30 protein-coding genes and 1 riboswitch are annotated in these 25,452 nt (G+C 35.2%); of the genes, 26 read left to right on the top strand and 4 right to left on the bottom strand.

The window, feature by feature from the left end:
- Positions 1–15: 15 nt before the first annotated feature.
- Positions 16–702, bottom strand: coding sequence for a hypothetical protein (locus tag G9F74_RS03440; RefSeq protein WP_000710843.1), 687 nt, complete (start codon positions 700–702; stop codon positions 16–18).
- Between the two features lie 248 nt (positions 703–950).
- Positions 951–1,090: riboswitch (FMN riboswitch) on the top strand.
- Positions 1,091–1,252: 162 nt separating this feature from the next.
- Between G9F74_RS03440 and G9F74_RS03435 the strand changes: the two genes are divergently transcribed.
- Entirely contained in the window at positions 1,253–1,831 is a 579-nt protein-coding gene (locus tag G9F74_RS03435; protein WP_000810844.1) for an ECF transporter S component, read from the top strand.
- A 123-nt stretch (positions 1,832–1,954) separates the two neighbouring features.
- Here G9F74_RS03435 and G9F74_RS03430 read toward each other — a convergent pair whose 3' ends face one another.
- Positions 1,955–2,203, bottom strand: coding sequence for a ferredoxin (locus G9F74_RS03430; protein ID WP_001151993.1), 249 nt, complete (start codon positions 2,201–2,203; stop codon positions 1,955–1,957).
- A gap of 298 nt (positions 2,204–2,501) precedes the next feature.
- Between G9F74_RS03430 and G9F74_RS03425 the strand changes: the two genes are divergently transcribed.
- The 12 genes from G9F74_RS03425 (at position 2,502) to G9F74_RS03370 (ending at position 12,478) form a co-directional block, all read left to right on the top strand.
- Positions 2,502–3,563: a YpbB family protein gene (locus tag G9F74_RS03425; RefSeq protein WP_001176982.1), complete on the top strand. Its 1,062-nt coding sequence runs from the start codon at positions 2,502–2,504 to the stop codon at positions 3,561–3,563.
- Positions 3,553–5,082 carry a RecQ family ATP-dependent DNA helicase gene (locus tag G9F74_RS03420; protein WP_016108079.1) on the top strand — a complete coding sequence of 510 codons (1,530 nt, stop codon included), beginning with the start codon at positions 3,553–3,555 and terminating at the stop codon, positions 5,080–5,082. Before G9F74_RS03425 ends, G9F74_RS03420 begins: the two co-directional genes overlap by 11 nt.
- The gene (locus tag G9F74_RS03415; RefSeq protein WP_001025774.1) at positions 5,082–5,645 is read left to right on the top strand and encodes a CPBP family intramembrane glutamic endopeptidase; all 564 of its coding nucleotides are present in this window, start codon (positions 5,082–5,084) and stop codon (positions 5,643–5,645) included. The genes G9F74_RS03420 and G9F74_RS03415 overlap by 1 nt, the downstream gene beginning before the upstream one ends.
- A 22-nt stretch (positions 5,646–5,667) precedes the next feature.
- The gene (locus tag G9F74_RS03410; RefSeq protein ID WP_001231536.1) at positions 5,668–6,147 is read left to right on the top strand and encodes a LysM peptidoglycan-binding domain-containing protein; all 480 of its coding nucleotides are present in this window, start codon (positions 5,668–5,670) and stop codon (positions 6,145–6,147) included.
- A gap of 67 nt (positions 6,148–6,214) precedes the next feature.
- Positions 6,215–6,991, top strand: coding sequence for a metallophosphoesterase (locus G9F74_RS03405; protein ID WP_000637912.1), 777 nt, complete (start codon positions 6,215–6,217; stop codon positions 6,989–6,991).
- Entirely contained in the window at positions 6,991–7,866 is an 876-nt protein-coding gene (locus tag G9F74_RS03400) for a MerR family transcriptional regulator (protein WP_001142655.1), read from the top strand. Before G9F74_RS03405 ends, G9F74_RS03400 begins: the two co-directional genes overlap by 1 nt.
- 77 nt (positions 7,867–7,943) lie before the next feature.
- Positions 7,944–8,552, top strand: coding sequence for a genetic competence negative regulator (locus G9F74_RS03395; protein WP_001235404.1), 609 nt, complete (start codon positions 7,944–7,946; stop codon positions 8,550–8,552).
- A gap of 321 nt (positions 8,553–8,873) precedes the next feature.
- Complete coding sequence (gudB, locus tag G9F74_RS03390) at positions 8,874–10,160, top strand: NAD-specific glutamate dehydrogenase (protein ID WP_000225171.1); 1,287 nt, start codon at positions 8,874–8,876, stop codon at positions 10,158–10,160.
- Between the two features lie 78 nt (positions 10,161–10,238).
- A complete protein-coding gene (locus G9F74_RS03385) occupies positions 10,239–10,448 on the top strand; it encodes a hypothetical protein (RefSeq protein ID WP_000426778.1) in 210 nt (69 codons plus the stop codon).
- Between the two features lie 93 nt (positions 10,449–10,541).
- A complete protein-coding gene (locus G9F74_RS03380) occupies positions 10,542–10,778 on the top strand; it encodes a DUF3961 domain-containing protein (protein WP_002038314.1) in 237 nt (78 codons plus the stop codon).
- Between the two features lie 79 nt (positions 10,779–10,857).
- On the top strand, positions 10,858–11,388 hold the full coding sequence (locus tag G9F74_RS03375) for a peptidoglycan recognition protein family protein (RefSeq protein ID WP_001240651.1): 531 nt from the start codon (positions 10,858–10,860) through the stop codon (positions 11,386–11,388).
- Between the two features lie 109 nt (positions 11,389–11,497).
- Positions 11,498–12,478 (top strand): YpdA family putative bacillithiol disulfide reductase, encoded by a 981-nt coding sequence (locus G9F74_RS03370; protein ID WP_001168501.1) that lies wholly within the window; start codon positions 11,498–11,500, stop codon positions 12,476–12,478.
- 32 nt (positions 12,479–12,510) lie between these two features.
- Here the strand turns inward: G9F74_RS03370 and ansA are convergent, their stop codons facing one another.
- The gene (gene ansA / locus G9F74_RS03365; RefSeq protein ID WP_000822002.1) at positions 12,511–13,485 is read right to left on the bottom strand and encodes an asparaginase; all 975 of its coding nucleotides are present in this window, start codon (positions 13,483–13,485) and stop codon (positions 12,511–12,513) included.
- Positions 13,486–13,665: 180 nt separating this feature from the next.
- Between ansA and G9F74_RS03360 the strand changes: the two genes are divergently transcribed.
- The 4 genes from G9F74_RS03360 to G9F74_RS03345 all read left to right on the top strand — a co-directional run bounded on the left by G9F74_RS03360 (position 13,666) and on the right by G9F74_RS03345 (position 17,192).
- A complete protein-coding gene (locus G9F74_RS03360) occupies positions 13,666–13,839 on the top strand; it encodes a DUF5359 family protein (RefSeq protein WP_000754950.1) in 174 nt (57 codons plus the stop codon).
- 130 nt (positions 13,840–13,969) lie between these two features.
- The gene (gene cmk, locus G9F74_RS03355; RefSeq protein WP_000361259.1) at positions 13,970–14,647 is read left to right on the top strand and encodes a (d)CMP kinase; all 678 of its coding nucleotides are present in this window, start codon (positions 13,970–13,972) and stop codon (positions 14,645–14,647) included.
- A 334-nt stretch (positions 14,648–14,981) separates the two neighbouring features.
- The gene (rpsA, locus tag G9F74_RS03350) at positions 14,982–16,130 is read left to right on the top strand and encodes a 30S ribosomal protein S1 (protein WP_000229553.1); all 1,149 of its coding nucleotides are present in this window, start codon (positions 14,982–14,984) and stop codon (positions 16,128–16,130) included.
- Between the two features lie 12 nt (positions 16,131–16,142).
- Positions 16,143–17,192: a type 2 isopentenyl-diphosphate Delta-isomerase gene (locus G9F74_RS03345; RefSeq protein ID WP_000251049.1), complete on the top strand. Its 1,050-nt coding sequence runs from the start codon at positions 16,143–16,145 to the stop codon at positions 17,190–17,192.
- Positions 17,193–17,543: 351 nt separating this feature from the next.
- Here G9F74_RS03345 and G9F74_RS03340 read toward each other — a convergent pair whose 3' ends face one another.
- Positions 17,544–17,678 (bottom strand): YpzI family protein, encoded by a 135-nt coding sequence (locus G9F74_RS03340; RefSeq protein ID WP_000513901.1) that lies wholly within the window; start codon positions 17,676–17,678, stop codon positions 17,544–17,546.
- A gap of 117 nt (positions 17,679–17,795) precedes the next feature.
- Between G9F74_RS03340 and G9F74_RS03335 the strand changes: the two genes are divergently transcribed.
- The 9 genes from G9F74_RS03335 to spoIVA all read left to right on the top strand — a co-directional run bounded on the left by G9F74_RS03335 (position 17,796) and on the right by spoIVA (position 25,254).
- The gene (locus tag G9F74_RS03335) at positions 17,796–18,407 is read left to right on the top strand and encodes a YphA family membrane protein (protein WP_000349114.1); all 612 of its coding nucleotides are present in this window, start codon (positions 17,796–17,798) and stop codon (positions 18,405–18,407) included.
- On the top strand, positions 18,400–19,293 hold the full coding sequence (locus tag G9F74_RS03330) for a YIEGIA family protein (RefSeq protein WP_000141591.1): 894 nt from the start codon (positions 18,400–18,402) through the stop codon (positions 19,291–19,293). Before G9F74_RS03335 ends, G9F74_RS03330 begins: the two co-directional genes overlap by 8 nt.
- Positions 19,290–19,475 carry a capping complex subunit for YIEGIA gene (locus G9F74_RS03325; RefSeq protein WP_000979055.1) on the top strand — a complete coding sequence of 62 codons (186 nt, stop codon included), beginning with the start codon at positions 19,290–19,292 and terminating at the stop codon, positions 19,473–19,475. The genes G9F74_RS03330 and G9F74_RS03325 overlap by 4 nt, the downstream gene beginning before the upstream one ends.
- 124 nt (positions 19,476–19,599) lie before the next feature.
- A complete protein-coding gene (der, locus tag G9F74_RS03320; protein WP_001125887.1) occupies positions 19,600–20,910 on the top strand; it encodes a ribosome biogenesis GTPase Der in 1,311 nt (436 codons plus the stop codon).
- 18 nt (positions 20,911–20,928) lie between these two features.
- On the top strand, positions 20,929–21,951 hold the full coding sequence (locus G9F74_RS03315; RefSeq protein ID WP_000161758.1) for an NAD(P)H-dependent glycerol-3-phosphate dehydrogenase: 1,023 nt from the start codon (positions 20,929–20,931) through the stop codon (positions 21,949–21,951).
- 120 nt (positions 21,952–22,071) lie between these two features.
- Positions 22,072–22,323 (top strand): stage VI sporulation protein F, encoded by a 252-nt coding sequence (locus tag G9F74_RS03310; RefSeq protein ID WP_000369753.1) that lies wholly within the window; start codon positions 22,072–22,074, stop codon positions 22,321–22,323.
- A 227-nt stretch (positions 22,324–22,550) separates the two neighbouring features.
- Entirely contained in the window at positions 22,551–22,754 is a 204-nt protein-coding gene (locus G9F74_RS03305; RefSeq protein ID WP_001289001.1) for a DUF2768 domain-containing protein, read from the top strand.
- Positions 22,755–22,818: 64 nt separating this feature from the next.
- Positions 22,819–23,532 carry a hypothetical protein gene (locus tag G9F74_RS03300; protein WP_016108080.1) on the top strand — a complete coding sequence of 238 codons (714 nt, stop codon included), beginning with the start codon at positions 22,819–22,821 and terminating at the stop codon, positions 23,530–23,532.
- A 243-nt stretch (positions 23,533–23,775) separates the two neighbouring features.
- Positions 23,776–25,254, top strand: coding sequence for a stage IV sporulation protein A (gene spoIVA, locus G9F74_RS03295; protein WP_000416518.1), 1,479 nt, complete (start codon positions 23,776–23,778; stop codon positions 25,252–25,254).
- Positions 25,255–25,452: the final 198 nt, after the last annotated feature.

Raw genomic sequence — 25,452 nt, 5'->3', positions numbered from 1 at the left:
TAACTAGCTCTTCTTTTACCAAAAAATAAAGACACATATAAATCCAGAAATAGCTAAGTAGCTATATAAGTAAAAAACTTTTGTTCTTGTTTTTTCTTTTGTTCGAAACAGTACAATAGTCGGTTCAATTAAACCGATTGTCAAACAAAGTAAGCCAAGAAGCATACAACCAATCGAAAGAGAGTACAGGGCGATTTGTGGTGCTTGAAATGGAATCATCCATTTTAATAAAAATGCAATAAGTGCAGTGTAACAAATGCTGCCGATGTATTTATTCAACGGTGTATTAGAACGAAAACCAGGAAGTTTTTTTAAGAAAGAGCGAGAAACAACTTCTGTTTGTAAAGATGTATGCTCTTCGATAATTTTTTGAGCTTCTTTTCCTTTTTGGAAAAGGGATAATATCCAGTTACGCTCACCTTGAAAAATAAATTGAGAAGTTGTCAAATAGTGATCAACCTTCACTTTATTCCAACTCTTCCATGGATGACGCTCGCACAATTTTAATTTACTTTCTGTTTTTTTATCATACTGATAAATACTGATGCCATCTTCATCGAAAGCAGCATAGTATGTCTCGCTTGAGAATGTGCCTAAATCAATTGGACAGTAGAAAAGTAATTCTTTTTTTAAGTAAAAGTATTCTTTTCTTAAGTTTTTTTTCATTGCTTCTCGAATAGAGTGTCTTTTATCTTTCTTCATGACATTTCCTCCATAACTCAGAAAATGTTCTTATCTTAACAATTCAACATCTTATCACTTTTCATTATATATGACTAGGGAATTCAAAAGAGAAATGCCTAATAATAAAAAATATGGGGTGTATTGTAAAATATTTTGCAATTATTAATGGGTTATAAAAAATAAATAACTAATTTTAAATAAGTTACAATTTTTTAGTTCACAATGTTATTAGGTTGTTGTATAATGAAGGGGAAAATAGAATATCGGTCTATCTTCGGGGCAGGGTGAAAATCCCGACCGGCGGTGATGAACTATTTATGATTTCGTTCTAAGCCCGCGAGCCGTTAAGGCAGGATTTGGTGTGATTCCAAAGCCGACAGTATAGTCTGGATGGGAGAAGATGGAGGTTCAAGCGTTCAAAAAAGATAGGAATTTGAACGTCTGTTTGATGTGCCTTAAATTCTCCCTTTGTGTAAAACACAAAGGGTTTTTTCATTCTATGAAAAAATAGGCATAGCAGAACCTTTCCACTTTCCATGAGATGATCGATGGAAAAGGAGAGAGAACGATGAAACAAAAAAACAGTGTAGTAAAGATGGTGAGTGTAGCAATGCTAAGTAGTATTGCATATTTACTAATGATGTTGGATTTCCCGTTCCCAGGGCTTCCGCCATTTTTAAAAATTGATTTTAGTGATGTGCCAGCTCTAATTGCTGCAATTATTTTTGGACCAATTGCGGGGATAATTGTAGAGGGAATAAAGAATATTTTACATTACGGGATTCAAGGTAGTTTAGTAGGAGTGCCAGTTGGAGAAATTGCAAACTTTATTGCAGGATGTTTATTTATTGGACCAGCAGCTTTCTTATTTAGAAAGTATCGTACTGTAAAGAGTTTAACGACAGGACTAATGTTAGGGACAATTACAATGGCGCTAATTATGAGTGTATTAAACTATATCATCATATTCCCAGCTTACACTTGGTTTTTAAATGCACCTGCTATGTCTAGTGAGGCTATAAGAACGACTGTTGTAACAGCGATCTTACCGTTTAATTTAATTAAAGGAATTGTAGTAACAATTGTATTTGTAGCATTATTCTCACGCCTGAAAGTATGGGTGTTTGCAAAAATGAAAAATGCATAACATATAAAATAAAACCATTAGTAGTGTGAAACTACTAATGGTTTTTTGTTAAGTAGAATGAAAATAGGGAACAAAAAATGCCCCTCATCAATATGAGGGGCATTTTTTGAAGTTAATAAAAGACTATTCGAATTTTAAAGCGTCGCCGTCAAATGATTCGTCAGCAACTTTAATTGAGTCAGTTGGACAACCTTCGAATGCATCCATCATATCTTCAATTAATACATCTGGAATTTCAACGATACCTTGGTTATCATCTAATGTTACAAATGCAATACCTTCATCATCATAGTCATAAATGTCTGGTGCAGCAGCGCCGCAAGCACCACATGCGATACAAGTATCTTTATCAACGATTGTATATTTTGCCATCTTTTTTCCCTCCTGATAATATGTATGTGAAAAGCTCGCCATAAAAATTATAACCTTATTGTAAAACGGTTTGTAAAACTTTTCAACATAAAATTATAATGATAATGCTTATCAATTAGAGTGTCAACTTATTTTTGAATTATGTCATAAGATTTTCAAAATACGTAAATGTTATTTCGTTTGGTACAATAGAGTATGTACAAGCATATGGTACCGATATGATAAGGTTAATGAGTAACAGTAGACGTTGTAATCATATTGAAAAAGAATTAAGTTAAATTGGAAAGGGGAAGCGGTAATGCAACTACAATATACTTTATTGTATTGTTTAAAACAATTGAATGGCGAAAGGACCGTTTCTTCTATTTATTATTTATTAAAAGGAAAGAGGTCATCGCAAACATTACAAGATGGGAATATGTTTCAAATTTCTTTTTTGTTTGGGATTTATAAATCTTTGAATAGAGCTGATTATGATCAAGAAGTTGCAAAGTTGGTACAAACGGATTTAGTTCAATCTATACATGAAAATACATACGTAGTAACGACTGCTGGTAACATGCAATTAAACAAATGGAAAGATGACTTTGCTTTTCCGACGTGTTTACATGGTTTACACTATGGTGAAATAGGTGAAACGTTTTGGAAGAGATTATCATTAATCGTTCAAACCATTTCGAATTTACAACAGGTGAATACGAAATTTATTCCAATTCAGCAAGATACAGAAATAATGATGTGGGTGAAACGTTTTCTCACTGGAATACCATATATGAGAAGTGAATTGGCTAAAAGGTTGTGGAAGGAGATGTATACTCTTTTACAAAAAAATAAACCATTAGAGGCGACAATCGTAACATATCGCTTAACGGGCTATAAACGCATCGGTTGTACGTTGCAACAATTAGCGGAAATTACGAAACAAGATGTATTTCGAGTGTATTTTTTATTTTGGGGTACAATTCATTTCATTATTCAAGAAGTTCGTAATAAAGAAAGTGAGTTTCCGTTATTAGCTGAAATTATATCTTATCCAAATGAGAAGGCTGATTTATTTAGCATATCTACGAAAAAAACATATAATCTTTGGAGACAAGGACGCTTTCTGGAAGAAATAGCAACAATTCGGAATTTGAAGGTTGCAACGATAGAAGATCATTTTGTAGAAATCGCTTTACGAGAAAAAGAATTTTCAATTGAGATGTTTATGGAGAAAGACAAAATAGATAAAGTAAAAGAAGTAATTGAGACATTACAAACACGTAAGTTACGTGTCTTGAAACAAGCGGTTGGGGAAGAGATATCTTATTTTGAAGTCCGTCTTGTATTGGCACGGATGGAGGGTATAAATGAAACTTGAGGAATATTTATATAAGTGGTTTGGATATTCTGAATTTCGTCAAGGACAAAAAGAAGTTATTACAGACTTATTAGAAGGAAAAGATGTTATAGCGATGCTTCCGACTGGAAGAGGGAAATCTATGTGCTATCAACTCCCAGGGCTAATGCAAGAAGGAACAGTGCTTGTTGTATCACCACTATTATCTTTAATGGAAGATCAAGTTACACAATTAAAGTATGTTGTGAAAAATCGAGTGATTGCATTTAATAGTTTTCGGACATTAAGTGAAAAAAGAGAAGCGATGAAAAAATTGGCTTTTTATAAATTTATTTTTGTGTCTCCAGAAATGTTGCAATCGGATTTATTAATAAGAGAATTGAAGAAAATTCATATTTCAATGTTTGTTGTGGATGAGGCCCATTGTATTTCGCAGTGGGGGTATGATTTTAGACCGGATTATAAAAAATTAAACGTAGTAATTGAGAACATTGGATCTCCTACGGTACTAGCATTAACAGCGACAGCGACAAAGGATGTACTGCAAGATATAGCAGAGAGTTTAAGTTTAAAGAATGTCTCGCAGCATGCATACTCTATTGATCGTCCAAATATTGCAATGGAAGTGCAATTTATAGAGACGATAGAAGAGAAGAAAGAAGCACTTTTGGAACATGTGATGTATTTACAGGGGCCAGGGATTGTATATTGTTCAAGTAGAGCATGGACAGAACGTTTAACGGAATATTTAAGAGGAAAAGGCTGTACTGGTGTGGCTTTTTATCATGGTGGTATGGAACATGAAGAGCGTATGTTAATTCAGCAGCAATTTATGAATGACCAATTGCAAATTGTAATATGCACAAGTGCTTTTGGTATGGGAGTAAATAAGTCGAATACGAGATATATTATTCATTTCCATTATCCGACTAATATAGCTTCCTACTTACAAGAAATCGGAAGAGCTGGAAGAGATGGCGAACCGAGTATAGCCTTTTTATTATGTAGTCCGTTGGATCACGATTTGCCAATTTCAATTATTGAAGATGAATTGCCAAGTAAGTCGCAAATACAATTTTTATTTTCTTTACTACAAGAAAGAATGTTTCAAACGAAAGAATTACCAATAGAAGATGTAGAAGAAATTTGTTATAATGCAGCAAGATTTAATGAACAATATTGGCGTTTCATCCGCTATCATCTCGAACGGCTTGGGATCATACAACGGAGAAAACTAATATTAGAGAGCTTGTCAGATGAAATCATGAACAGATTAATAGCTGAAGTAGAAATAAGATTGCGTAATAAATATAGTGAGCTAGAAAACATGAAGTCATGGATACAAGTTAAAGGATGTAGGCGTGAATATGTGCTTCAACAGTTCGGTTATAGAAAAGAGACAGAGCTGAAAAATTGCTGCGATTATTGTGGTATTACAAAAACGGAGTATAAAAAAAGACGAGCGCAACAATCCGATTTCGACTATAATTGGGAAACAGAGTTACAAAAGCTTTTCGGCCTAGAGAAGATGGAGGAATGATGAACATTCAAAGGCATAATGTTGAAGATATGAGTCCGAAAGAAATAAGGCTGAATCTGTATATAACACAGCTAATTATTATTGGTATTGGTTGTTTGCTAGCATATATATTATTTCGAGATACAAAAGAAGTTTTTAGTCTTTGGAAGTGGGAACCTGTACGAATACTTATAGTAGGTAGTTTATTAGCGATTGGTATTGTGTTATTAGATTATGTTGCAATGCGAGTATTTCCAGAGTCTTGGTTTGATGATGGTGGTATTAACGATAAGATGTTTCAAGGAATGTCAGTTATGCATTTACTCGTTATTACGTTCGTTATTGGCTTTGCAGAAGAATTTTTATTTAGAGGTGTAATGCAGACTCATTTCGGAATTATAATAGCAAGTTTAGTATTTGCAGTCTTACATATTCGGTATATAACAAAGCCATTTTTGTTTTGTTTCGTATGTTTTATTAGTTTTGTCTTTGGTTATGTATTTGAATGGACAGGGAATTTATTTATAACAATCTTTGCACACTTTCTTGTTGATTTTATAATGGGACTCCAACTAAGAAAATAAATGGAAGGTGGTGGTGAACAACATGAGGAAACGAATTCCTGATTTTGAAGAGGAATTAGAAGTTGAGCAAGTGGAAGAAGATGAAAGTTTACCGCCGCGAAGTGAACTTCATAGAAATAAAGAGAAAAAGCAAAAGTTTAAAATGAATCACATTTTTGTCCGAGTATTAACGTGTCTATTCATATTACTACCAATTAGTATTTTATGGTATACGGATAAATATATTCAGGTGAAAAGTGATAGTAGTAATGCTGGTAAAAGTGCGTTTGAAGTAATTTTTTTTGATTCAGCCAAATCTGAAACTCAGAAACAATCTGAGAAGGTGGTAACGCATACTGTGAAAAAGGGAGAAACTTTAGAAAGTATAGCGAAGCAATATTTTTCAGATGAAAGTGGGATTGAAGTTATTAAAAAGTATAATAACTTAGAAGAAGATGAAGTGAGTGCAGGTCAAGAATTAAAAATTCCGATAAAAGATAAGTCCGTAAAACAAGAGAGCTAGTAAATTAAGCAATTCGTAGCTTGTTATAAAAACTGAGGATTATCTTTATGAGTAGGGGAGTAAAAATATGATATGGATTACAATATTAAGTACTCTCATATGTATAGGTATAATATTTCTTCTTGTAATGTATAAAGAAGCGATGCGTAATACGGTATTGGAACATACTTTAGAATTTAAAGAATTCCCGCAAAGTTTTCAACAGATGAATATGTTTTTTATTTCTGATATTCATAGAAGAGTCGTTTCAGATTCGTTAATTGAGCGAATAAAGGGAAAAGTAGATCTCGTTATTATTGGTGGTGATTTAGCGGAAAAGGGCGTACCTTTATCAAAAATCTCTGCAAATATTCAAAAGTTAAGAGCGATAGCTCCTGTATATTTTGTATGGGGAAATAATGACTATGAGATTGAATACCATGAATTAGATGCGTTGCTATTAGAAAATAATGTGAAAGTTTTAGATAATACAAGAGTTGTATTTGAATCTGAGTTAGGAGAGAAAATTTGCTTACTCGGTGTAGATGATGTTGGATTGGAACGTGATCGTTTAGACTTAGCATTGGCTGATTGTAAAGAAGAGGGATTTCGTATTTTAATTAGTCACAACCCTGATATAATAAAAAAAATGTCTGGAAAAGAACAAATTTCACTTGTGTTAAGTGGACATACACATGGAGGACAGATTCGATTATTCCCATCTGAAAAATATTTAAAAGGTGGCGTATATAATCATTCAAATACGACTCTCTTTGTTAGTAATGGATACGGAACAACATTGATTCCACTTCGTTTTCGAGCACCTGCTCAAACACATATTATTACGTTATGTGGAGGGAAATGATGCCAACTCTAAATGGAAAATATAATATAAAAGCTGTTTCGAATATTATTGGAGTTCAACCGAGTACGCTTCGTGCATGGGAAAGGCGATATCAGATTATTGCCCCAAAGCGGAATCAAGCTGGGCATCGATTATATACAGAAGAGCATATTCGAATTTTGAAATGGTTAATGGAGAAGGTTTCTTCCGGTATGATGATTGGACAAGCAGTGCAGTTATTAGAAGGGAATCGTTTGCAGAGTAATGCCCAAAAAGAAATACATTACGATAAAGAAGTTGTTTTAGTGGACGATTTACTACAAGCTTTGTTAGAATTTGATGAAATTACAACTTCTGCATTAATAAATGAGGCTTTTAGTATTTATTCAACAGAAAAAGTTATCACCGGTATTATTCTTCAAGTGACAAACAAATTGTTGACACTAAAAAATAACAATGAGATTGCAATGACGCAATTCCAATATGCCGTATCATTTTTACAAACTCGTCTAGGAATGGTGTATCATAATGCTTCAACGTTTTCTTCCATACACAAAGTAATTGTGTTAGAAAATAATACATTGAAAGGATTTATTTTCTCAATGTATTTACGTTTAAAAGGATATGAGGCGATACATATTAGGACAAGTTTAGAGGGAGATGGCATGTTATTAGCGGTTGAGCAAATACAGCCAAAACATTTATTTGTCTCTTTTGAAAATGGCCTAGAACTGAAAAGGGCGATGAATGTTGGGGATTTATTGCAAGAAAAAAATGAGAACCTTTCTGTTGGGGTTATAGGGGAAATAAGCGCTCGAGATCAGTTGAACATTCAAACAATCCTAATCGGCGATACGAAAGAAGAATGGGATGAATGGTTAAAAATGTTAGAATAGTTGTTCGGAAAGAACCATCTATTTTCTATTTCATATAATAAAAATTAGATTCAATGGTTACGTAGGGAGGGTATGAGATGAGGCTGGAACGATTAAATTATAATAAGATAAAAATTTTCCTAACATTTGATGATTTATCTGAACGAGGATTAACGAAAGAGGATTTATGGAGAAATGCACCGAAAGTACAGCAACTATTTCGTGATATGATGCAAGAAGCAAATAAAGAATTAGGATTTGAAGCAGATGGTCCGATTGCAGTTGAAGTATTTTCTCTACAAGCACAAGGCATGGTTGTAATAGTAACGAAGGAAAATCAAGAAGTGGATACAGATGATGAGTTCCGTGACGAGTTTATTGAAATGCAAGTGACTCTAGATGAGAGCGAGCACATACTTTATGAGTTTGCTACACTAGACGACGTAATTAACCTGTCGAATCGCTTATATAACCTTGGTGTAACTGGCGGAAAGTTATATACATGGGATGGGCGTTTCTATCTTTGGATGGAAGAAGAAGAGCAAATACAATTATTGAAGGCGGATTTTATAGCTATTTTAGCAGAATACGGTAATCCGTCTACGGCAACCATTTACCGTGTAATGGAGTATGGTAAAGAATTAATGGCTTCTCAAGCAATTGAACAAGTATACAATTACTTTGTGAAAAAGCAAAACCTCAGCTAATATAACATAGCTGGGGTTTTGTATTTTATTTGGATAAGAGGAGTAAGGCTAGGGTCAATTATAAATATTTAAACAAACGTTTTCTTAATTAAATATACCGTTTCGCGACGCTGTATTCGAGTGAGATAAAAAATATTTAAATATTTAAGTATTTTACTTTTCTAAAAGCAATAAAAGGACTATAATAATAGTGAAAACGCTTGCAATACGAAATAAGTTGTATATATTTGTTAGCGTTTTCTATTGCATTCCAAATTTAACGGTGTATACTAGGCAATGAAGGTTTACTAAACAAGTGAAATTACAGGGGGTTTACTTACTATGGTAGCCGAAAAGGGAACTCAAACAAAAACACAACAACAAAGGGAACAACATTTTGAACTATTGAATTCGACACAAATTGTTATTAGTGAAGCATTAGAAAAATTGGGTTATCCAAACGAAGTATATGAATTATTAAAAGAACCAATTCGTATGATGACAGTGAAAATACCAGTTCGTATGGATGACGGGACTGTTAAAATATTTACAGGATATCGTGCGCAACATAATGATGCTGTTGGTCCAACGAAAGGTGGAATTCGCTTCCATCCGAATGTAACAGAAAATGAAGTGAAAGCACTTTCGATCTGGATGAGTTTAAAATGTGGTATTGTTGATTTACCGTATGGTGGAGGTAAAGGTGGAATTATCTGTGACCCACGTGAAATGTCATTCCGTGAATTAGAAAGACTAAGCCGCGGTTATGTACGAGCAATTAGCCAAATCGTTGGTCCTACAAAAGATATTCCGGCTCCAGACGTATTTACAAACTCTCAAATTATGGCATGGATGATGGATGAGTATAGCCGTATTGATGAATTTAATTCACCAGGATTTATTACAGGTAAGCCACTTGTATTAGGTGGATCACACGGACGTGAAACAGCAACAGCGAAAGGTGTAACAATTTGTATTCGCGAAGCTGCAAAAAAACGCGACATTGATATTAAAGGTGCGCGTGTTGTTGTTCAAGGGTTCGGTAATGCGGGTAGCTTCTTAGCTAAATTTATGCATGATGCAGGTGCGAAAGTAATTGCAATTTCAGATGCTTACGGTGCATTACATGATCCAAATGGATTAGATATTGATTATTTATTAGACCGTCGTGATAGCTTCGGTACAGTAACAAAACTATTTAATAATACAATTTCAAACAAAGAATTGTTAGAACTTGATTGCGATATTTTAGTTCCAGCTGCAATTGAGAACCAAATTACAGAAGAAAATGCTAATAATATTAAAGCAAAAATTGTTGTTGAAGCTGCAAATGGTCCAACAACTTTAGAAGCAACTAAAATTTTAACAGATCGCGGAATTTTACTTGTTCCAGACGTATTAGCAAGTGCTGGTGGAGTTACAGTATCTTACTTTGAGTGGGTACAAAATAACCAAGGTTACTACTGGACAGAAGAAGAAGTAGAACAACGCTTAGAAAAAGTAATGGTAAGATCATTTGATTCTATTTATGAAACAGCACAAGTTCGTAAAGTGAACATGCGCTTAGCAGCTTATATGGTTGGTGTTCGTAAAATGGCTGAAGCAAGTCGCTTCAGAGGTTGGGTATAATATTATATCGTGAAAAAACGTGATTCCTTTCGAGGGAATCACGTTTTTTTGTTGGAGTATTAGTGTGAGGTGTTGTATATGGAAAATGAAATGATGGAACGAGTAGAACAATTAGAAGAAAAGGTTAAGAGCTTAGAGGGAGAACTCTCAAGAACGACGAAAGCCCGAAAAACAAGTGTCGTTCGGATGTTCGGAGAAGGCTTATTGTTTTTAATATTTGGTGTGGTTGTAGTAGGGCCGATTATCGCTTTTATATTCACGATTATTACTTGGCTTGTTGAAAAATAAAATAAAAAAATAAAAGAACGCTTGTTCTGTACGAACAAACGTGCTATACTCTCCTTAGATAAACAAAACGGAAATGATTTTAAGGAGAGATAAATGATGAAAATGACAGTAGACCAAAGATTTATGATGCCAGCAGATGTTGTAGAACGAGTGGAAGTATTACGAAACAAAAAAAGTAAGCGTGGCACATTATTACAATCAGTAAATAAATTTTTCGGCTTAGATACGAAAGAAGATTGTGTTTGGTTTTACGGTTTTTATGGAGTCGCTGTAAGTATTTTGTTATTTATGGTGTTCACATCAAATATTTTCGATTTTCTCTTCGTGTAAGAAATATGCGATAAGGACATTGCTACCGAATACATATATAAGGAAGTAAGGTAATTTTCTAAAGCGGGAGTTGGTAGTAATGGCGATGTTTCCTATAGAGCGTAACTATATTGGATATGGAAGTTCACGACCGGGAATTCCTCTTTCTAAAGTAAGGTTTATTGTAAGTCATGATACAGGGAATCCTGGTAGCAATGCAATAGGAAATCGGGATTACTTTAATGAAATACAACCGAAAGCTTCGGCGCATACATTTATAGATGACAAAACAATATTGGAAATTGTTCCTATAAATGAAGTTGCGTATCATGTTCGATATGGTGTGTCGACGGATAATGACTTATATGGTTATGATGCGAATAAGGCTGCCATTGGTGTGGAACTTTGTTATGGCGGTGATGTTAACTTTTGGGAAGCGTATACGCGTTTTACATGGTATCATGCTTATTTATGTCAAAACTTTGGCTTGAATCCGAAAAAAGATATCGTATCACATAAAACACTTGATCCAGCTAGAAAGATTGATCCTGAAAATGTATTAGGGAAACAAGGTATTAAATTTCAACAGTTTTTAGCAGATGTCTATCGGATGTACGTTTCGTTTAGATGACAAACGTATGAAAAATGAATACAATAAAGATAGGTGCCTACTGTTGTAAGTAGGTTTTTTCTTGTTTTTATAAATAGTGCAGAGGTAGAAGACTAGGAGTGAACCGAGTATGCAGAAAGAAACAGCTATCATAATTGGAGGCGGTCCGTGCGGATTAGCAGCAGCAATTTCGTTGCAAAAGGTAGGGATTAATCCGTTAGTAATTGAAAAAGGAAACATTGTAAATGCGATTTATAATTATCCAACTCATCAAACATTTTTCTCCTCTAGTGAAAAATTAGAAATTGGTGAAGTAGCTTTTATTACCGAAAACCGTAAGCCAGTTCGAAATCAAGCACTTGCGTATTATCGCGAAGTAGTAAAGCGTAAATCTGTACGCATAAATGCTTTCGAACGAGTAGAGAAAGTTCAAAAAGATGGAGAAGTTTTTAAGGTTGAGACGACGAAACGTGACGGACATAAAGAAATATATATAGCGAAATATATTGTTGTAGCCACTGGATATTATGACAATCCAAATTATATGAATGTTCCAGGTGAGGAACTGAAGAAAGTAGCTCACTATTTTAAAGAAGGACATCCTTATTTTGATCGAGATGTAGTAGTTATAGGTGGAAAAAACTCAAGTATAGACGCTGCGTTGGAACTTGTTAAAGCAGGAGCGCGTGTAACGGTACTGTATCGTGGAAGTGAGTACTCGCCGAGCATTAAGCCGTGGATTTTACCGGAATTTGAGGCGTTAGTACGAAACGGTACAATTCAAATGCATTTTGGGGCTCATGTGAAAGAAATTACTGAACATACATTAACGTATACCGTTGATGACGGGGCATTTACAATCCAAAATGATTTTGTATTTGCGATGACGGGTTACCATCCTGATCATAGTTTCTTAACGGAGATGGGCGTTCGAATTGATGAAGAAACTGGGCGTCCGATTTATACAGAGGATAGAATGGAAACAAACACTGAAAATATTTTCATTGCAGGTGTAATTGCCGCTGGGAATAATGCAAATGAAATATTTATCGAGAACGGTAGATTTCATGGAGATGCGATTGCGCAAACCATTGCGTCGAGAGAAAAATAAAAAGAAGCTGTCGAAAAATTCGACAGCTTTTTTTATTCGTGCATAAACATATTTTGGATTGTTTCATGTGATTTTGTATTCTCTAATGCGACTAGTAATTTAATACGTGCTTTTTGAGCGTTTAAGCCGTATGTGAATATAACGCCCATATCTTTTAATTGTTTGCCGCCACCTTCATATGAATATACGTCTTGAACGATACCATTGAAGCAACGTGAAACTAATACGACTGGAATTCCTTTGCTTATTAATCGTTCTAAACTAGGGAGTGTACGTGGAGGCAAATTACCTTGTCCAAGCGCTTCAATGACAATTCCGTCAACTGGAAGGTTTTCAATTGCTGCTAACAATGTATCATCCATACCAGCATATGCTTTTAGAACAACTACGTTTTTAGAGATGTTATTTACTGTATACGTTTCATGATGTACTAAAGCGTGATGGAAAACAACACCACGTTTTGTTACCATTCCAATTGGTCCATATTGTGGACTTTGGAATGTTGCAACATTACTTGTATGTGTTTTCGTTACATTTGTAGCGCAATGAATTTCGTCGTTTAATACGACTAGAACACCTTTTTCTGCAGCTTCATTACTGCTAGCTACTTTTACAGCTGATAAGAAGTTATATAGACCATCAGCACCTAATTCATTACTAGAACGCATTGCGCCTGTTACTACGATTGGAATAGTTGCTTTGACTGTTAAATCTAGGAAATATGCGGTTTCTTCTAATGTATCCGTACCATGCGTAATGACTACGCCATGAATGTTGTCTTGTTTTACTCTTTCATCAATGATGACTTGTAATTGTAACATCTCGCTTGGTGTCATATGAGGAGATGGTAGATGGAACACATCTTCAACGATTAAATCAACATCGCCTTCTAAATCAGGAATGAATTTTAAAAGAGGATTTTTTTCTCCTGGTTGTACGACCCCAGTTTCTTTATCTTCCTCCATTGCAATTGTTCCACCTGTGTGTAAAACTAGGATTCTTTTCAATGCTTATACCCCTTTCAAGTTGAAAAATACATTTAGAACATAACATGTTTTGAGTAAATTCGACAATGAAAATGTATAAAAGCATGCTTGGAATATGACAATAAATTTAATTGCGCTATGTACGTTGTATAAAATCATGAAATGTAATGTGTAAGTATATGGTGGGAAGGAGTGGATATCTTGAAGAAGGTGGAGAAAATTATCATTCGTATATTAATAATTCAATTTATTTGTCTTTGTGTTGTGCAATTGTTATTTATACATAAGTCATCAATAAAATATCTATCTAAAATTGTTTATTATGAAGGTGTCGTCGCGAAAAATAAAGAAGAAATCTTACAGGTGAGTAGGTAGTTTTCGTTTTCTTCTAGGAAGGATTATGCTACAATAATTGAGGATTTAATGACGTGAAGCAAATGAGAAGAAGCAGGGATGAATACCTGCTTTTCGTTTTGTTTTATAAGTGAAAAAATGAGGTGTTACAATGGATAAACGAATTTCAATTGCTATAGATGGTCCAGCAGCTGCTGGGAAAAGTACAGTTGCAAAAGTTGTGGCAAAGAAGCTTTCTTACGTTTATATTGATACAGGCGCAATGTACCGTGCTATTACATATGCAGCCCTTGAACAAAAAGTGGATATTGAAAATGAAGAAAAGCTAATGGAAGTTGTAAAAAATGTGAATATTGAATTTCAACAAGGAGAAAATACACAACTTGTATTTTTAAATGGACAAGATGTTTCGGAAGTTATTCGTACGCCTGATGTGACGAATCGAGTATCTATTGTGGCAAAGCATCGTCTTGTTCGTGAAGAAATGGTTCGTCGTCAACAAGAATTAGCGGAAAAAGGCGGCGTTGTAATGGATGGCCGTGATATTGGTACACATGTGTTACCAGATGCTGAAGTGAAAATCTTTATGCTTGCTTCTGTAGAAGAAAGAGCGGAAAGAAGACATTTAGAAAATATAAATAAAGGTTTCGATTCTAATTTAGAGCAGTTACAAGAAGAAATTGCTCAGCGTGATAAATTGGATTCAGAACGCGAAGTTTCTCCTCTAAAAAAGGCTGATGATGCATTGGAATTAGATACAACTTCTTTATCAATTGAAGAAGTCGTCCAAAAAATTATGGGTATTGTTTCAGGAGTATTTGCGAAATAAAGAAAGGGGATTATCCTCTTTCTTTTTTTGTTTGTATAGAAATGTAAAGGATACGTGAATTGTGAGTCTCTTTCCTTGACAAATGAGCCGATTTATAAGAAGTTAGTTAAAGAGGAATAAAACTGTCAGAATATATTCGCTATTATATTTCAAAACATACTTTCTTCAAGATGATTTTGCTGTATACTATTTATATAGGATTAATATATTTTCTTATGAATGCTATTGAAAAAGAGTATGTGATGATAAATTCTTAAACATGCAAATGAAAACATTTGTTTTCATTTCGTATATACATAAAAATGCTTTGTCAATTCTGTAGGGAGGTATTTCCATGGTAGAGAAAATGAATGAAGAAGTTATGGATTCAAAAGAATTACAAGTTGGTGACGTTGTTACAGGTTCTGTAACGAAGGTTGAAGAAAAACAAGTGCTTGTAAATGTTGGATACAAAACAGATGGCGTAATTCCAATTAGTGAATTAGCTAACGTTCATATTGAAAAAGCAAGCGATGTTGTAGAATTAGATCAAACACTAGAATTGAAAATTATTAAATTAGAAGAAGATGATCTTGTTTTATCTAAACGTGCTGTTGATGCAGAAAAAGCATGGGTAGAATTACAAGAGAAATTTACTTCTGGTCATGTATTTGATGTTACTGTAAAAGATATCGTGAATGGTGGATTAGTTGTGGACCTAGGCGTTCGTGGTTTTATCCCAGCTTCACTTGTAGAAGTACATTATGTAGAAGACTTTTCTGACTATAAAGGAAAAACATTAGCGGTAAAAATTGTTGAATTAGACCGCGAAAAAAATCGTGTAATCCTTTCGCATAAAGCGGTAGTAGAATTAGAACTAGATTCTAAGAAAAAAGAAGCAATCTCTTCATTAAAAGAAGGGGATATTGTTGAAGGAACAGTACAACGATTAACGGATTTTGGTGCTTTCGTTAACGTTGGTGGTGTGGACGGTTTAGTTCACATTTCGCAAATTTCACACGAACGTGTGGAGCAACCATCTGAAGTGCTAGAGCAAGGTCAAAAGGTAAAGGTAAAGGTGCTATCTGTTGATGCTGATACGCAACGTATCTCTTTATCAATTAAAGCAGCTCAGCCGGGACCTTGGGAAAATGTTGCTGGTGAAATAAAAGCTGGTGATATTCGTGAGGGAGTAGTAAAACGTCTAGTTACATTCGGTGCTTTCGTTGAAATTTTACCTGGCGTTGAAGGGCTTGTGCACGTATCTCAAATTGCAAATCGTCACGTGAAAAATCCAAATGAAGTATTGGAAATGGGACAAGAAGTAAAAGTGAAAGTACTTGAAGTACATGTAGCGGAAAAACGTATTTCTTTAAGTATAAAAGAAGCACTTGAAGAAAATAATGTAACAGAAGATTATAGCAAATATGAGCCAAATGCTGATTCTGCTACTTTCCAATTAAGTGATATTATTGGTGAACAACTGAAAAAATTAAAGAAATAAAGAGGGGTACGAGTGGTAAGGGCAAAACGTAAATTAGATCATATTGAATATGCTCTTTCTACTGGTCAGTCTCGTACGCATGGCTTTCATGATATTGATTTTGTGCATCAAAGCTTGCCAAATTCAAGTTATGATACTATAACATGTGAAACAAAAATCGGCGAACTTTCACTAAGTTCGCCGATTTTTATCAATGCGATGACTGGTGGTGGAGGAGAGCAAACGTTACATATTAATGAGCAACTAGCATATGTAGCGAAACATCATAATCTCGCTATGGCTGTAGGTTCGCAAATGGCAGCGTTAAAAGATGAGCGTGAGGCGGCTTCTTATAAGGTCGTTAGAAAGATAAATCCAAATGGGATTTTCTTTGCGAATTTAGGTAGTGAGGCAACTGTCGAACAGGCAGAGCGTGCCGTTGATATGATTGAAGCAAACGCACTACAAATTCATTTAAATGTTATACAAGAGTTAACGATGCCTGAAGGAGATCGTGATTTTACGGGGGTACTTCAGCGGATTGAACAAATTGTTTTAAAGAGTAAAATTCCTGTCATTGTAAAAGAAGTTGGATTTGGGATGAGTAAGGAAACAGTGCAACAGTTAGTGAGTATAGGTGTAACGGCAATTGATATTGGTGGACAAGGTGGTACAAATTTTGCTGCTGTTGAAAATGAAAGAAGACAGCGAATGCTTTCTTATTTTAATAACTGGGGCATACAAACAACTACCTCGATTATTGAAGCAACCTCTACAAATAACAACCTCTCTTTTATTGCATCTGGGGGCATACAAACAGCGCTGGACGTGGCGAAGGCAATCGCATTAGGGGCGAATACAACCGCATTTGCTGGATACTTTTTACGTATTTTAATGCAAGATGGTATCGAGAAGTTAGTGGATGAAATTGATCTTTTACATACAGATTTAAAATTTATTATGACAGCTCTTGGTGCGAAGACGATAGAAGAGTTGCAATCTGTACCTCTTGTTGTAAAGGGCGAAACGTATCATTGGTTAATGCAGCGTGGTATTGATACAACGCATTATAGTAGGAGATAAAAAACCAACCGAACGGTTGGTTTTTTGTTTTCTATTCTTTTTTGTAATATAAAGTAGGGAACGGAATTAGTATTCTATAAAAAACAGACGTTTAATAAGATTAATTGTATATAAAAATATTATTCGGCGGAATTTGCAATTGAAAAAGAGGTTGCAAAAATGAGAAAATATAGAAGAGGTGATGCTGAATTATTAGAGAGAGTTTAAATTTCCTATGGGAAATAGGTGAAGGTGAAATTAAGTCATGGGAAAATTAGTATATAAAATATTATTTCAATATAAATAAAAATCATTAAAATAATTATGAAAAAAGACGGTTTCGGACAATATGGAAACCGTCTTTTTGTATGTTTAGTGCTGATTTTGCTTGCGAGCTTGCTCCGGTGTATCAAGACTTGTTGCACCAGGATATTGAAGTGATTGGTCGCGATCCGATTCAACGCGGCGTGATTCTCTTAGTTTTCGTTCTTGGCGATCTTTACCCATTGTGAATAGCACCTCCTTATTAAAAGTGTTGCTGTTATATGAAAAAACTATGCGTAAAGAAAGGGGGATTAACTTTCATAAAAAGTTCCCATAATGGAAAACATAGGAGGTGAAATGATGGATGGGAGTACTTTTTATTTTGTAGCTTGGATAGGGTGGGTTATCGTAACTTTCTTTATGAAAAAGGAATCTATTCGATGGAAGTTAAGTGCTTGTATATTGATTTTTATAATTTGCTCTCCGTTACATGTAACGATTGCTTCATTCACGGTATCAATAAATGCTCTTTTACTTTGTATTATTTCTTTTATAGGGATTACGCTATATTCTATTTGGAAAAAAATATATACCTTACTTTCGGCGCTTATTATTGCAATGTTATATACAAGTTTTCATTTGTTAGAAGTATATGACCCGATTTGGATTGTGGTGGATAGGTTGTTTCTGTTAAGTGGTGCCCTTGTGTATGCATCAGTTTTATTGCATGGAGATCGTTTCCTGCGATTATGTTCTTTATATATAGGGATGTTGCAAGGAGAGTTGTTAGTGACACTTATTTTTCGAAAACTAAACTTCCCTTATGATTACGGTAGTTTAGCGTTTTTTGATATCATCGCCGTTTCTACATTGTTTATGACAATTTTATTTTGGATTGCAAAAGTATCAGTATACATGGAACAGTTTAAGCGGAAAACACGTAAAAGAAAGGCGAGGGTAATACATGACTGAATATACACCAGCCATTTTATGTGGCGTAATAGCAGGGACGGTAACGAGAGTGTTAATGCTTCGCACGGATACGCGGCAATATCCAACGAGGCTTCATGGGAAAATTATTCATATTGCGATGGGGTTAATTGCCGCAGCTTTAGGAGCGATTGCAATCCCGTCTATTTTGAAAAAAGATTTTTCTGCCATTACATTTCTTACGTTAGCAGCGACGCAATTTCGTGATGTGCGTAATATGGAAAGAAATACGCTTCAACAATTAGATGGATATGAGCTCGTACCGCGTGGAAATACATACATTGAAGGAATTGCATTAGTTTTTGAAAGTCGCAACTATTTGGCGATGTTAACGTCGTTTGCAACGACGTTTGCGTATATAGGGTTCCATTCATGGATTGCTGGAGTAATTATGGCTATAATAGCATTTTTTATTGCGAAAAAATTAATGTCAGGCAAAAGGTTACATGATCTTGTTGATATCGAGCATGTACCGCTTCGCTTTGAAGGAGCGGGGCTTTATATTGATAATATTTATATTATGAATATTGGATTGCCGGCAAGGCAAGAAGAAATTATGAAATATGGAATGGGTTTTATTTTAAAACCGAAATCAATTGATGCGATGGTTACAATTGCAAATTTAGGACAACGGCAAGCTATTTTACATGATGTCTCTGTTGCTCTAGGGATATATAGGGATTCAGGTACACCAGCACTTGTACCGTTAGCAAAGCGTGATTTAGAAGATGGAAGAGTTGGCATCTTTGTCTTGCCGCAAGACCAAGATGCCGAGAAAGCGATAGGTGTCATAGGGAATGTGCCAACGCTAGAAAGTGCCGTTCATATGTCATCGGAAGCCCCGAAAGGAAGGGGAGATAAAAGATGATGTTAGAAAGTGTTATTCTCGCGGTAATTACAACGACACCGGAAAAGTTTGCAGGCGGAGCTCCCTTATTTACTTGTGAGACGAAAGAGGAACTAGAATTTGTTGCAAATAATTTAGAGGCGATATTAGATGGTATTGCGCATCGCTTACAAGAGAATGTATATATTATTGTGAAACATTAGCAACGTGTGTTATAATATGAGGTGTTTTGATACGTTGAGAAATATTCTGGAATGCAAATCCCTTCTTGCACAAAGAAGGGTTTTTTACATAATAAACAGAAGCAAGTTGAAAGGATGAAAGTATATGCCGAAACCAGTAATAGCAATAGTAGGCCGCCCGAACGTAGGAAAATCTACTATTTTCAATAGAATTGTTGGAGAAAGAGTTTCAATCGTAGAAGATATACCAGGTATAACGCGAGACCGTATTTATAGTGCGGGAGAATGGTTAAATCATGAGTTTAACATTATTGATACAGGTGGAATTGATATTGGAGACGAGCCGTTCTTGACACAAATTCGTCAACAGGCGGAAGTAGCGATTGATGAAGCAGATGTTATCATTTTTATGACGAATGGTCGCGATGGTGTAACTGCAGCAGATGAAGAAGTTGCTAAAATTTTATATCGTTCTAAAAAACCTATTGTACTTGCGGTAAATAAGGTTGATAATCCAGAAATGCGTAGTGACATTTATGATTTCTATGCATTAGGATTCGGTGAGCCATTCCCGATTTCAGGTACACATGGTTTAGGACTTGGTGATTTGTTAGATGAAGCTGCAAATCATTTTCCGAAGATTGAAGAAGAAGCGTATGACGATGAAACAATCCGTTTCTCTTTAATTGGACGTCCAAACGTAGGGAAATCATCACTTGTAAATGCACTTCTTGGTCAAGAACGTGTAATTGTAAGTAATATAGCAGGAACGACACGTGATGCTGTTGATACACCATATAGCAAAGATGGTCAAGATTATGTAATTATCGATACAGCTGGTATGCGTAAAAAAGGGAAAGTATACGAAAGCACAGAAAAATATAGTGTACTTCGTGCGCTTAGAGCGATTGAACGTTCTGACGTTGTTTTAGTCGTTTTAGACGGAGAAGAAGGAATTATTGAACAGGATAAAAAAATTGCTGGATATGCTCATGATTCAGGACGAGCTGTTATTATCGTTGTAAACAAATGGGATGCAGTGAAAAAAGATGAGAAAACAATGAAAGCATTTGAAGAAAATATTCGTGCTCATTTCCAATTCTTGGACTATGCACCGATTGTATTCTTATCTGCGAAAACGAAAAAACGTACACAAACATTGTTACCAGTTATTAATGAAGTAAATGAAAGTCATAGTATCCGTGTACAAACGAATGTATTAAATGATGTAATTATGGATGCTGTAGCGATGAATCCAACGCCGACTCATAATGGTAGCCGTCTGAAGATCTTCTATGCGACACAGGTTGCGGTAAAACCACCGACATTTGTTGTGTTTGTAAACGATACAGAATTAATGCACTTTTCATATGAGCGCTTCTTAAAGAATCGTTTACGTGAAGCGTTCGGTTTTGTAGGAACACCGATTCACATTATCGCTAGAGCAAGAGACTAATGGAGAGGATGTGATTTTATGACAAAAATCACAGTAATAGGAGCAGGTAGCTGGGGAACAGCGTTAGCGATGGTATTAGCTGACAATGGACATGATGTACGTATTTGGGGAAATCGTTCTGAACTTATGGATGAGATTAATGCGAAACATGAGAATAGTCGATATCTTCCAGGAATTACATTGCCAAGCACAATCGTAGCCTACTCTTCTTTAGAAGAAGCATTAGTAGATGTAAATACAGTACTGTTAGTAGTACCGACGAAAGCGTACAGAGATGTATTACAAGAGATGAAAGAAATTGTTACAGAACCAGTTACGTGGATTCATGCAAGTAAAGGGATCGAACCAGGTACGTCAAAACGTATTTCGGAAGTGATTGAGGAAGAAATTCCAGAGAACTTGATTAAAGATGTTGTTGTACTGTCTGGACCGAGTCATGCTGAAGAAGTCGGCTTACGTCAAGCGACAACTGTTACATCGGCAGCGAAGCGTATGGAAGCGGCTGAGGAAGTACAAGATTTGTTTATGAATAGCTACTTCCGTGTATACACAAATCCTGATATTGTTGGAGTTGAGCTTGGTGGTGCTTTAAAAAATATTATCGCATTAGCTGCAGGGATAACGGATGGTCTTGGATTAGGTGATAATGCGAAAGCGGCATTAATGACACGTGGTTTAACGGAAATTGCTCGTTTAGGAAGAAAAATGGGCGGAAATCCTTTAACGTTCGCTGGTCTAACTGGTATGGGAGACTTGATAGTAACTTGTACAAGTGTTCATAGCCGAAATTGGCGTGCTGGAAATATGCTCGGAAAAGGGCACTCTTTAGAAGAAGTGTTAGAAAGTATGGGGATGGTTGTAGAAGGCGTAAGAACAACGAAAGCTGCTCATGAATTGGCAGAGAAGATGGAAGTTGAAATGCCGATTACAGCTGCTTTATATGACGTGTTGTTCAATGGGAATGATGTAAAGGATGCAGTAGGCTCATTGATGGGACGCGTTCGAAAACATGAAGTGGAAGCTATACCTGATTTACTTTAAATAAAAGCGACAGAAGTACAATTTGTACTCCTGTCGCTTTTTTATTTTTTGATTGGGTCTTTTCACCATTTTTTTATTTTTGCATAGGATGAAGTGTAACTTGAGGAGAGGGTGAAAAGAATGGATAATAACATTTTTAATAATATTGAGAAGGAAGCGAAAGTGAACAAAGAGGATATTTTTAAATTAGCGTCATCTGTACAAAATGCGAATTTACGTGATGAAACTGTGCTTCGTCAATTGATTCATCAAGTAGCTCTTATGGCAGGACGTGAGGTGCCGAAAGAGCAAGAGGATCAAATTGTAAAAGCGATTATTAACAATAATATGCCAGCAGATTTTGGCTCGTTAAGCAAAATGTTTAAAAAATAAATTATGAGAAACAAAGAGATTGTAGATTGCATATGATAGCCATGAAAGAATGGGAATAGAGCTGGTAAGGGCATATTTGGTCAACCGAAGCGCAAAATAATGCGCTTCGGTTTTATTTTTGTACATAAATTTTGTTAATTTACATTAAAATGATGAATTGTATTTGTTTAAAGATTTTAATTTGTTAAAATAGTATAAAAATAGATTGAAAGTAAAGGGGTGTATATATGTCAGAAGGGCTTATAAAAATGTGGTTTTCCTTAGGGGCAATGGGATTTATGTTTGTTGCAGTAGTTTTTATTTTATTAAGTAGGCATAAAATGAAAAATAAATTTCTGAAAGGGATTACAGCGTTAGTAGCGTACACCCTCATGATTGTGTCGGGTATTGTTATTTTTCTTGTTGTATTTAGTGGACCTGTGGAGCAGTAAGAGGAGTGTATCTCAAAATGTTACATAAGGAGTAAGTTATACTAGCGTGAAAAGGTGATTGTTAGTGAAAAAAATCCATATTATTTTAATATTTTGTTGCATCAGCGTTTTAACAGGGTGTATGTATCCGAAAGAAAATATGAAACAAAATGCTGTTCCTTATGAAGATCAGTTACAAGTTGTTCAAAAAGCTATTACGACATATAAGGAACAAAATGGTGGGATATTGCCAATTAAAACGCGTGATATGAGTACACCTATTTATCAAAAGTATCCAATCGATTTTCAAAAAATTGCTCCGCGCTACATACAAGAAGCACCAGGGAATGCGTATGAAAGTGGAGGGGTATACCAATACGTATTAATAGATGTTGAAACAAATCCGACCGTAAAGTTAATTGATATAAGGATGGTTGAAAAAATTCAGGAATTATCATTAAAACTAAGGATGTACCGTGATGAACATAGATATCCACCGTTTAAAAAAGTAATTTCAGACGGGGTATATGAATTGGATTACAAAAAACTAGGATATAAAGATGTACCGCAAGTGACAAGTCCGTATTCTGGTAAAGGACTTCCTTTTGTAATCAATGAAAAAGGAGAAGTATTTGTTGACTACAGAATCGACTTATATGAAGTGTTGAAAAAAAATGAAGGGCAATTTAAGGAAGGAGAAGATATTCGAAATATACTATCGAAAGACTCCCCATTTGTTCCCGCATATTCTTTACCGTATACGGTGAAGGACGGAGAACCAATTTTTTTTAAATCATAAGTCATGAACCTTTCTTTTAGCGAATAAGTTCTAGAAGAAAGGTTTTTTATGTTATACAACTTGTGATGCAAACAAAAAGTATTTTTTAAATAGTCATATGAAATTGGACAAAATTATTTGATATATTGTCCGAACTTCTAGAATACCATTATATTATATCAGATATTATAGGCAACGTTAGAGAAGGTATTAGTTGACTATATACACGGAATTATTCCCAAAAATTTTGAGGGAGGGAATCACTTGGAAAAGGTAGATATTTTTAAAGATATTGCGGAACGCACAGGCGGTGATATTTATTTTGGAGTTGTAGGAGCTGTTCGAACAGGGAAATCAACATTCATTAAAAAATTTATGGAACTTGTTGTTATTCCGAACATTGAGAATGAATCTGACCGCCAAAGAGCGCAGGATGAACTGCCTCAAAGTGCTGCTGGTCGTACAATCATGACGACGGAACCGAAGTTTGTTCCAAACCAAGCGGTTTCTATCGAAGTAGATGAAGGACTTGAAGTAAATATTCGATTAGTAGATTGTGTTGGATATACGGTTCCAGGAGCAAAAGGCTATGAAGATGAGAATGGCCCGCGTATGATTAATACCCCTTGGTATGAAGAGCCTATTCCATTCCATGAAGCTGCAGAAATTGGCACGCGCAAAGTAATTCAAGAACATTCAACAATTGGTGTTGTAATTACAACGGATGGAACGATTGGCGAAATACCAAGAAGAGATTATATAGAGGCAGAAGAACGCGTTGTAAATGAGTTAAAAGAAGTTGGAAAGCCTTTCATTATGATTATCAATACTGTACAGCCGTATCATCCGGATACAGAGCAATTACGCCAAAGTTTATCTGAAGAATATGATATACCAGTAATTGCGATGAGTGTAGAGAGTTTAAGAGAAACAGATGTATATAATGTACTTCGAGAAGCGTTATTTGAGTTCCCAGTATTAGAGGTGAATGTAAACCTTCCTAGTTGGGTAATGGTGCTAAATGAAGGGCATTGGTTACGCAAAAGTTATCAAGAAGCAGTTCAAGAGACTGTGAAGGATATAAAACGTCTTCGTGATGTGGACCGTGTCGTTTGGCAGTTTAGTCAATATGAATTTATTGATCGGGCAAGTCTAGCTGGCATTGATATGGGGCAAGGTGTGGCAGAGATTGATTTATATGCGCCAGATGAATTGTACGATCAAATTTTAAAAGAAGTAGTAGGGGTAGAAATTCGAGGGAAAGATCATTTACTGAAGCTTATGCTCGACTTATCTCATGCGAAAATAGAATATGATCAAGTGGCGGATGCCCTGCGTATGGTAAAGCAAACAGGATATGGTGTAGCAGCACCTGCACTAGCTGATATGAGCTTAGATGAGCCGGAAATCATACGTCACGGTTCAAGGTTTGGTGTGAAATTAAAAGCGGTAGCTCCATCTATTCATATGATTAAAGTAGATGTTGAATCGACGTTTGAGCCGATTATTGGTACTGAAAAGCAAAGTGAAGAATTAGTTCGTTATTTAATGCAAGATTTTGAAGATGATCCATTATCAATTTGGAATTCCGATATATTCGGACGTTCGCTTAGCTCTATTGTTCGAGAAGGAATTCAAGCAAAACTATCTTTAATGCCAGAAAATGCTAGATATAAATTAAAAGAAACACTAGAAAGAATTATTAATGAAGGATCTGGCGGATTAATTGCGATTATATTATAAGAAAAAATCCCTCTCATTGTAGAGGGATTTTTTTATTTTTTACGTATGGAATAGAAAAATAAACAGTCATTATCTAATACATTGTTGTAAATTGTCAAGTTTCATCAGATTTTCACATTTTAAGAGTAACAATTTCCTTAAAAATATTGAATTATAAAGGAGAATCGTATAATATAGGCGTTGATAATGATTTATCTA

It is taken from the genome of Bacillus sp. EKM202B (genome assembly GCF_011066025.1).
GTDB classification, from domain to species: domain Bacteria; phylum Bacillota; class Bacilli; order Bacillales; family Bacillaceae_G; genus Bacillus_A; species Bacillus_A toyonensis.
The sequence above is the reverse complement of the archived record's forward strand: the minus strand, read 5'-3'. Positions and strand labels throughout refer to the sequence as shown.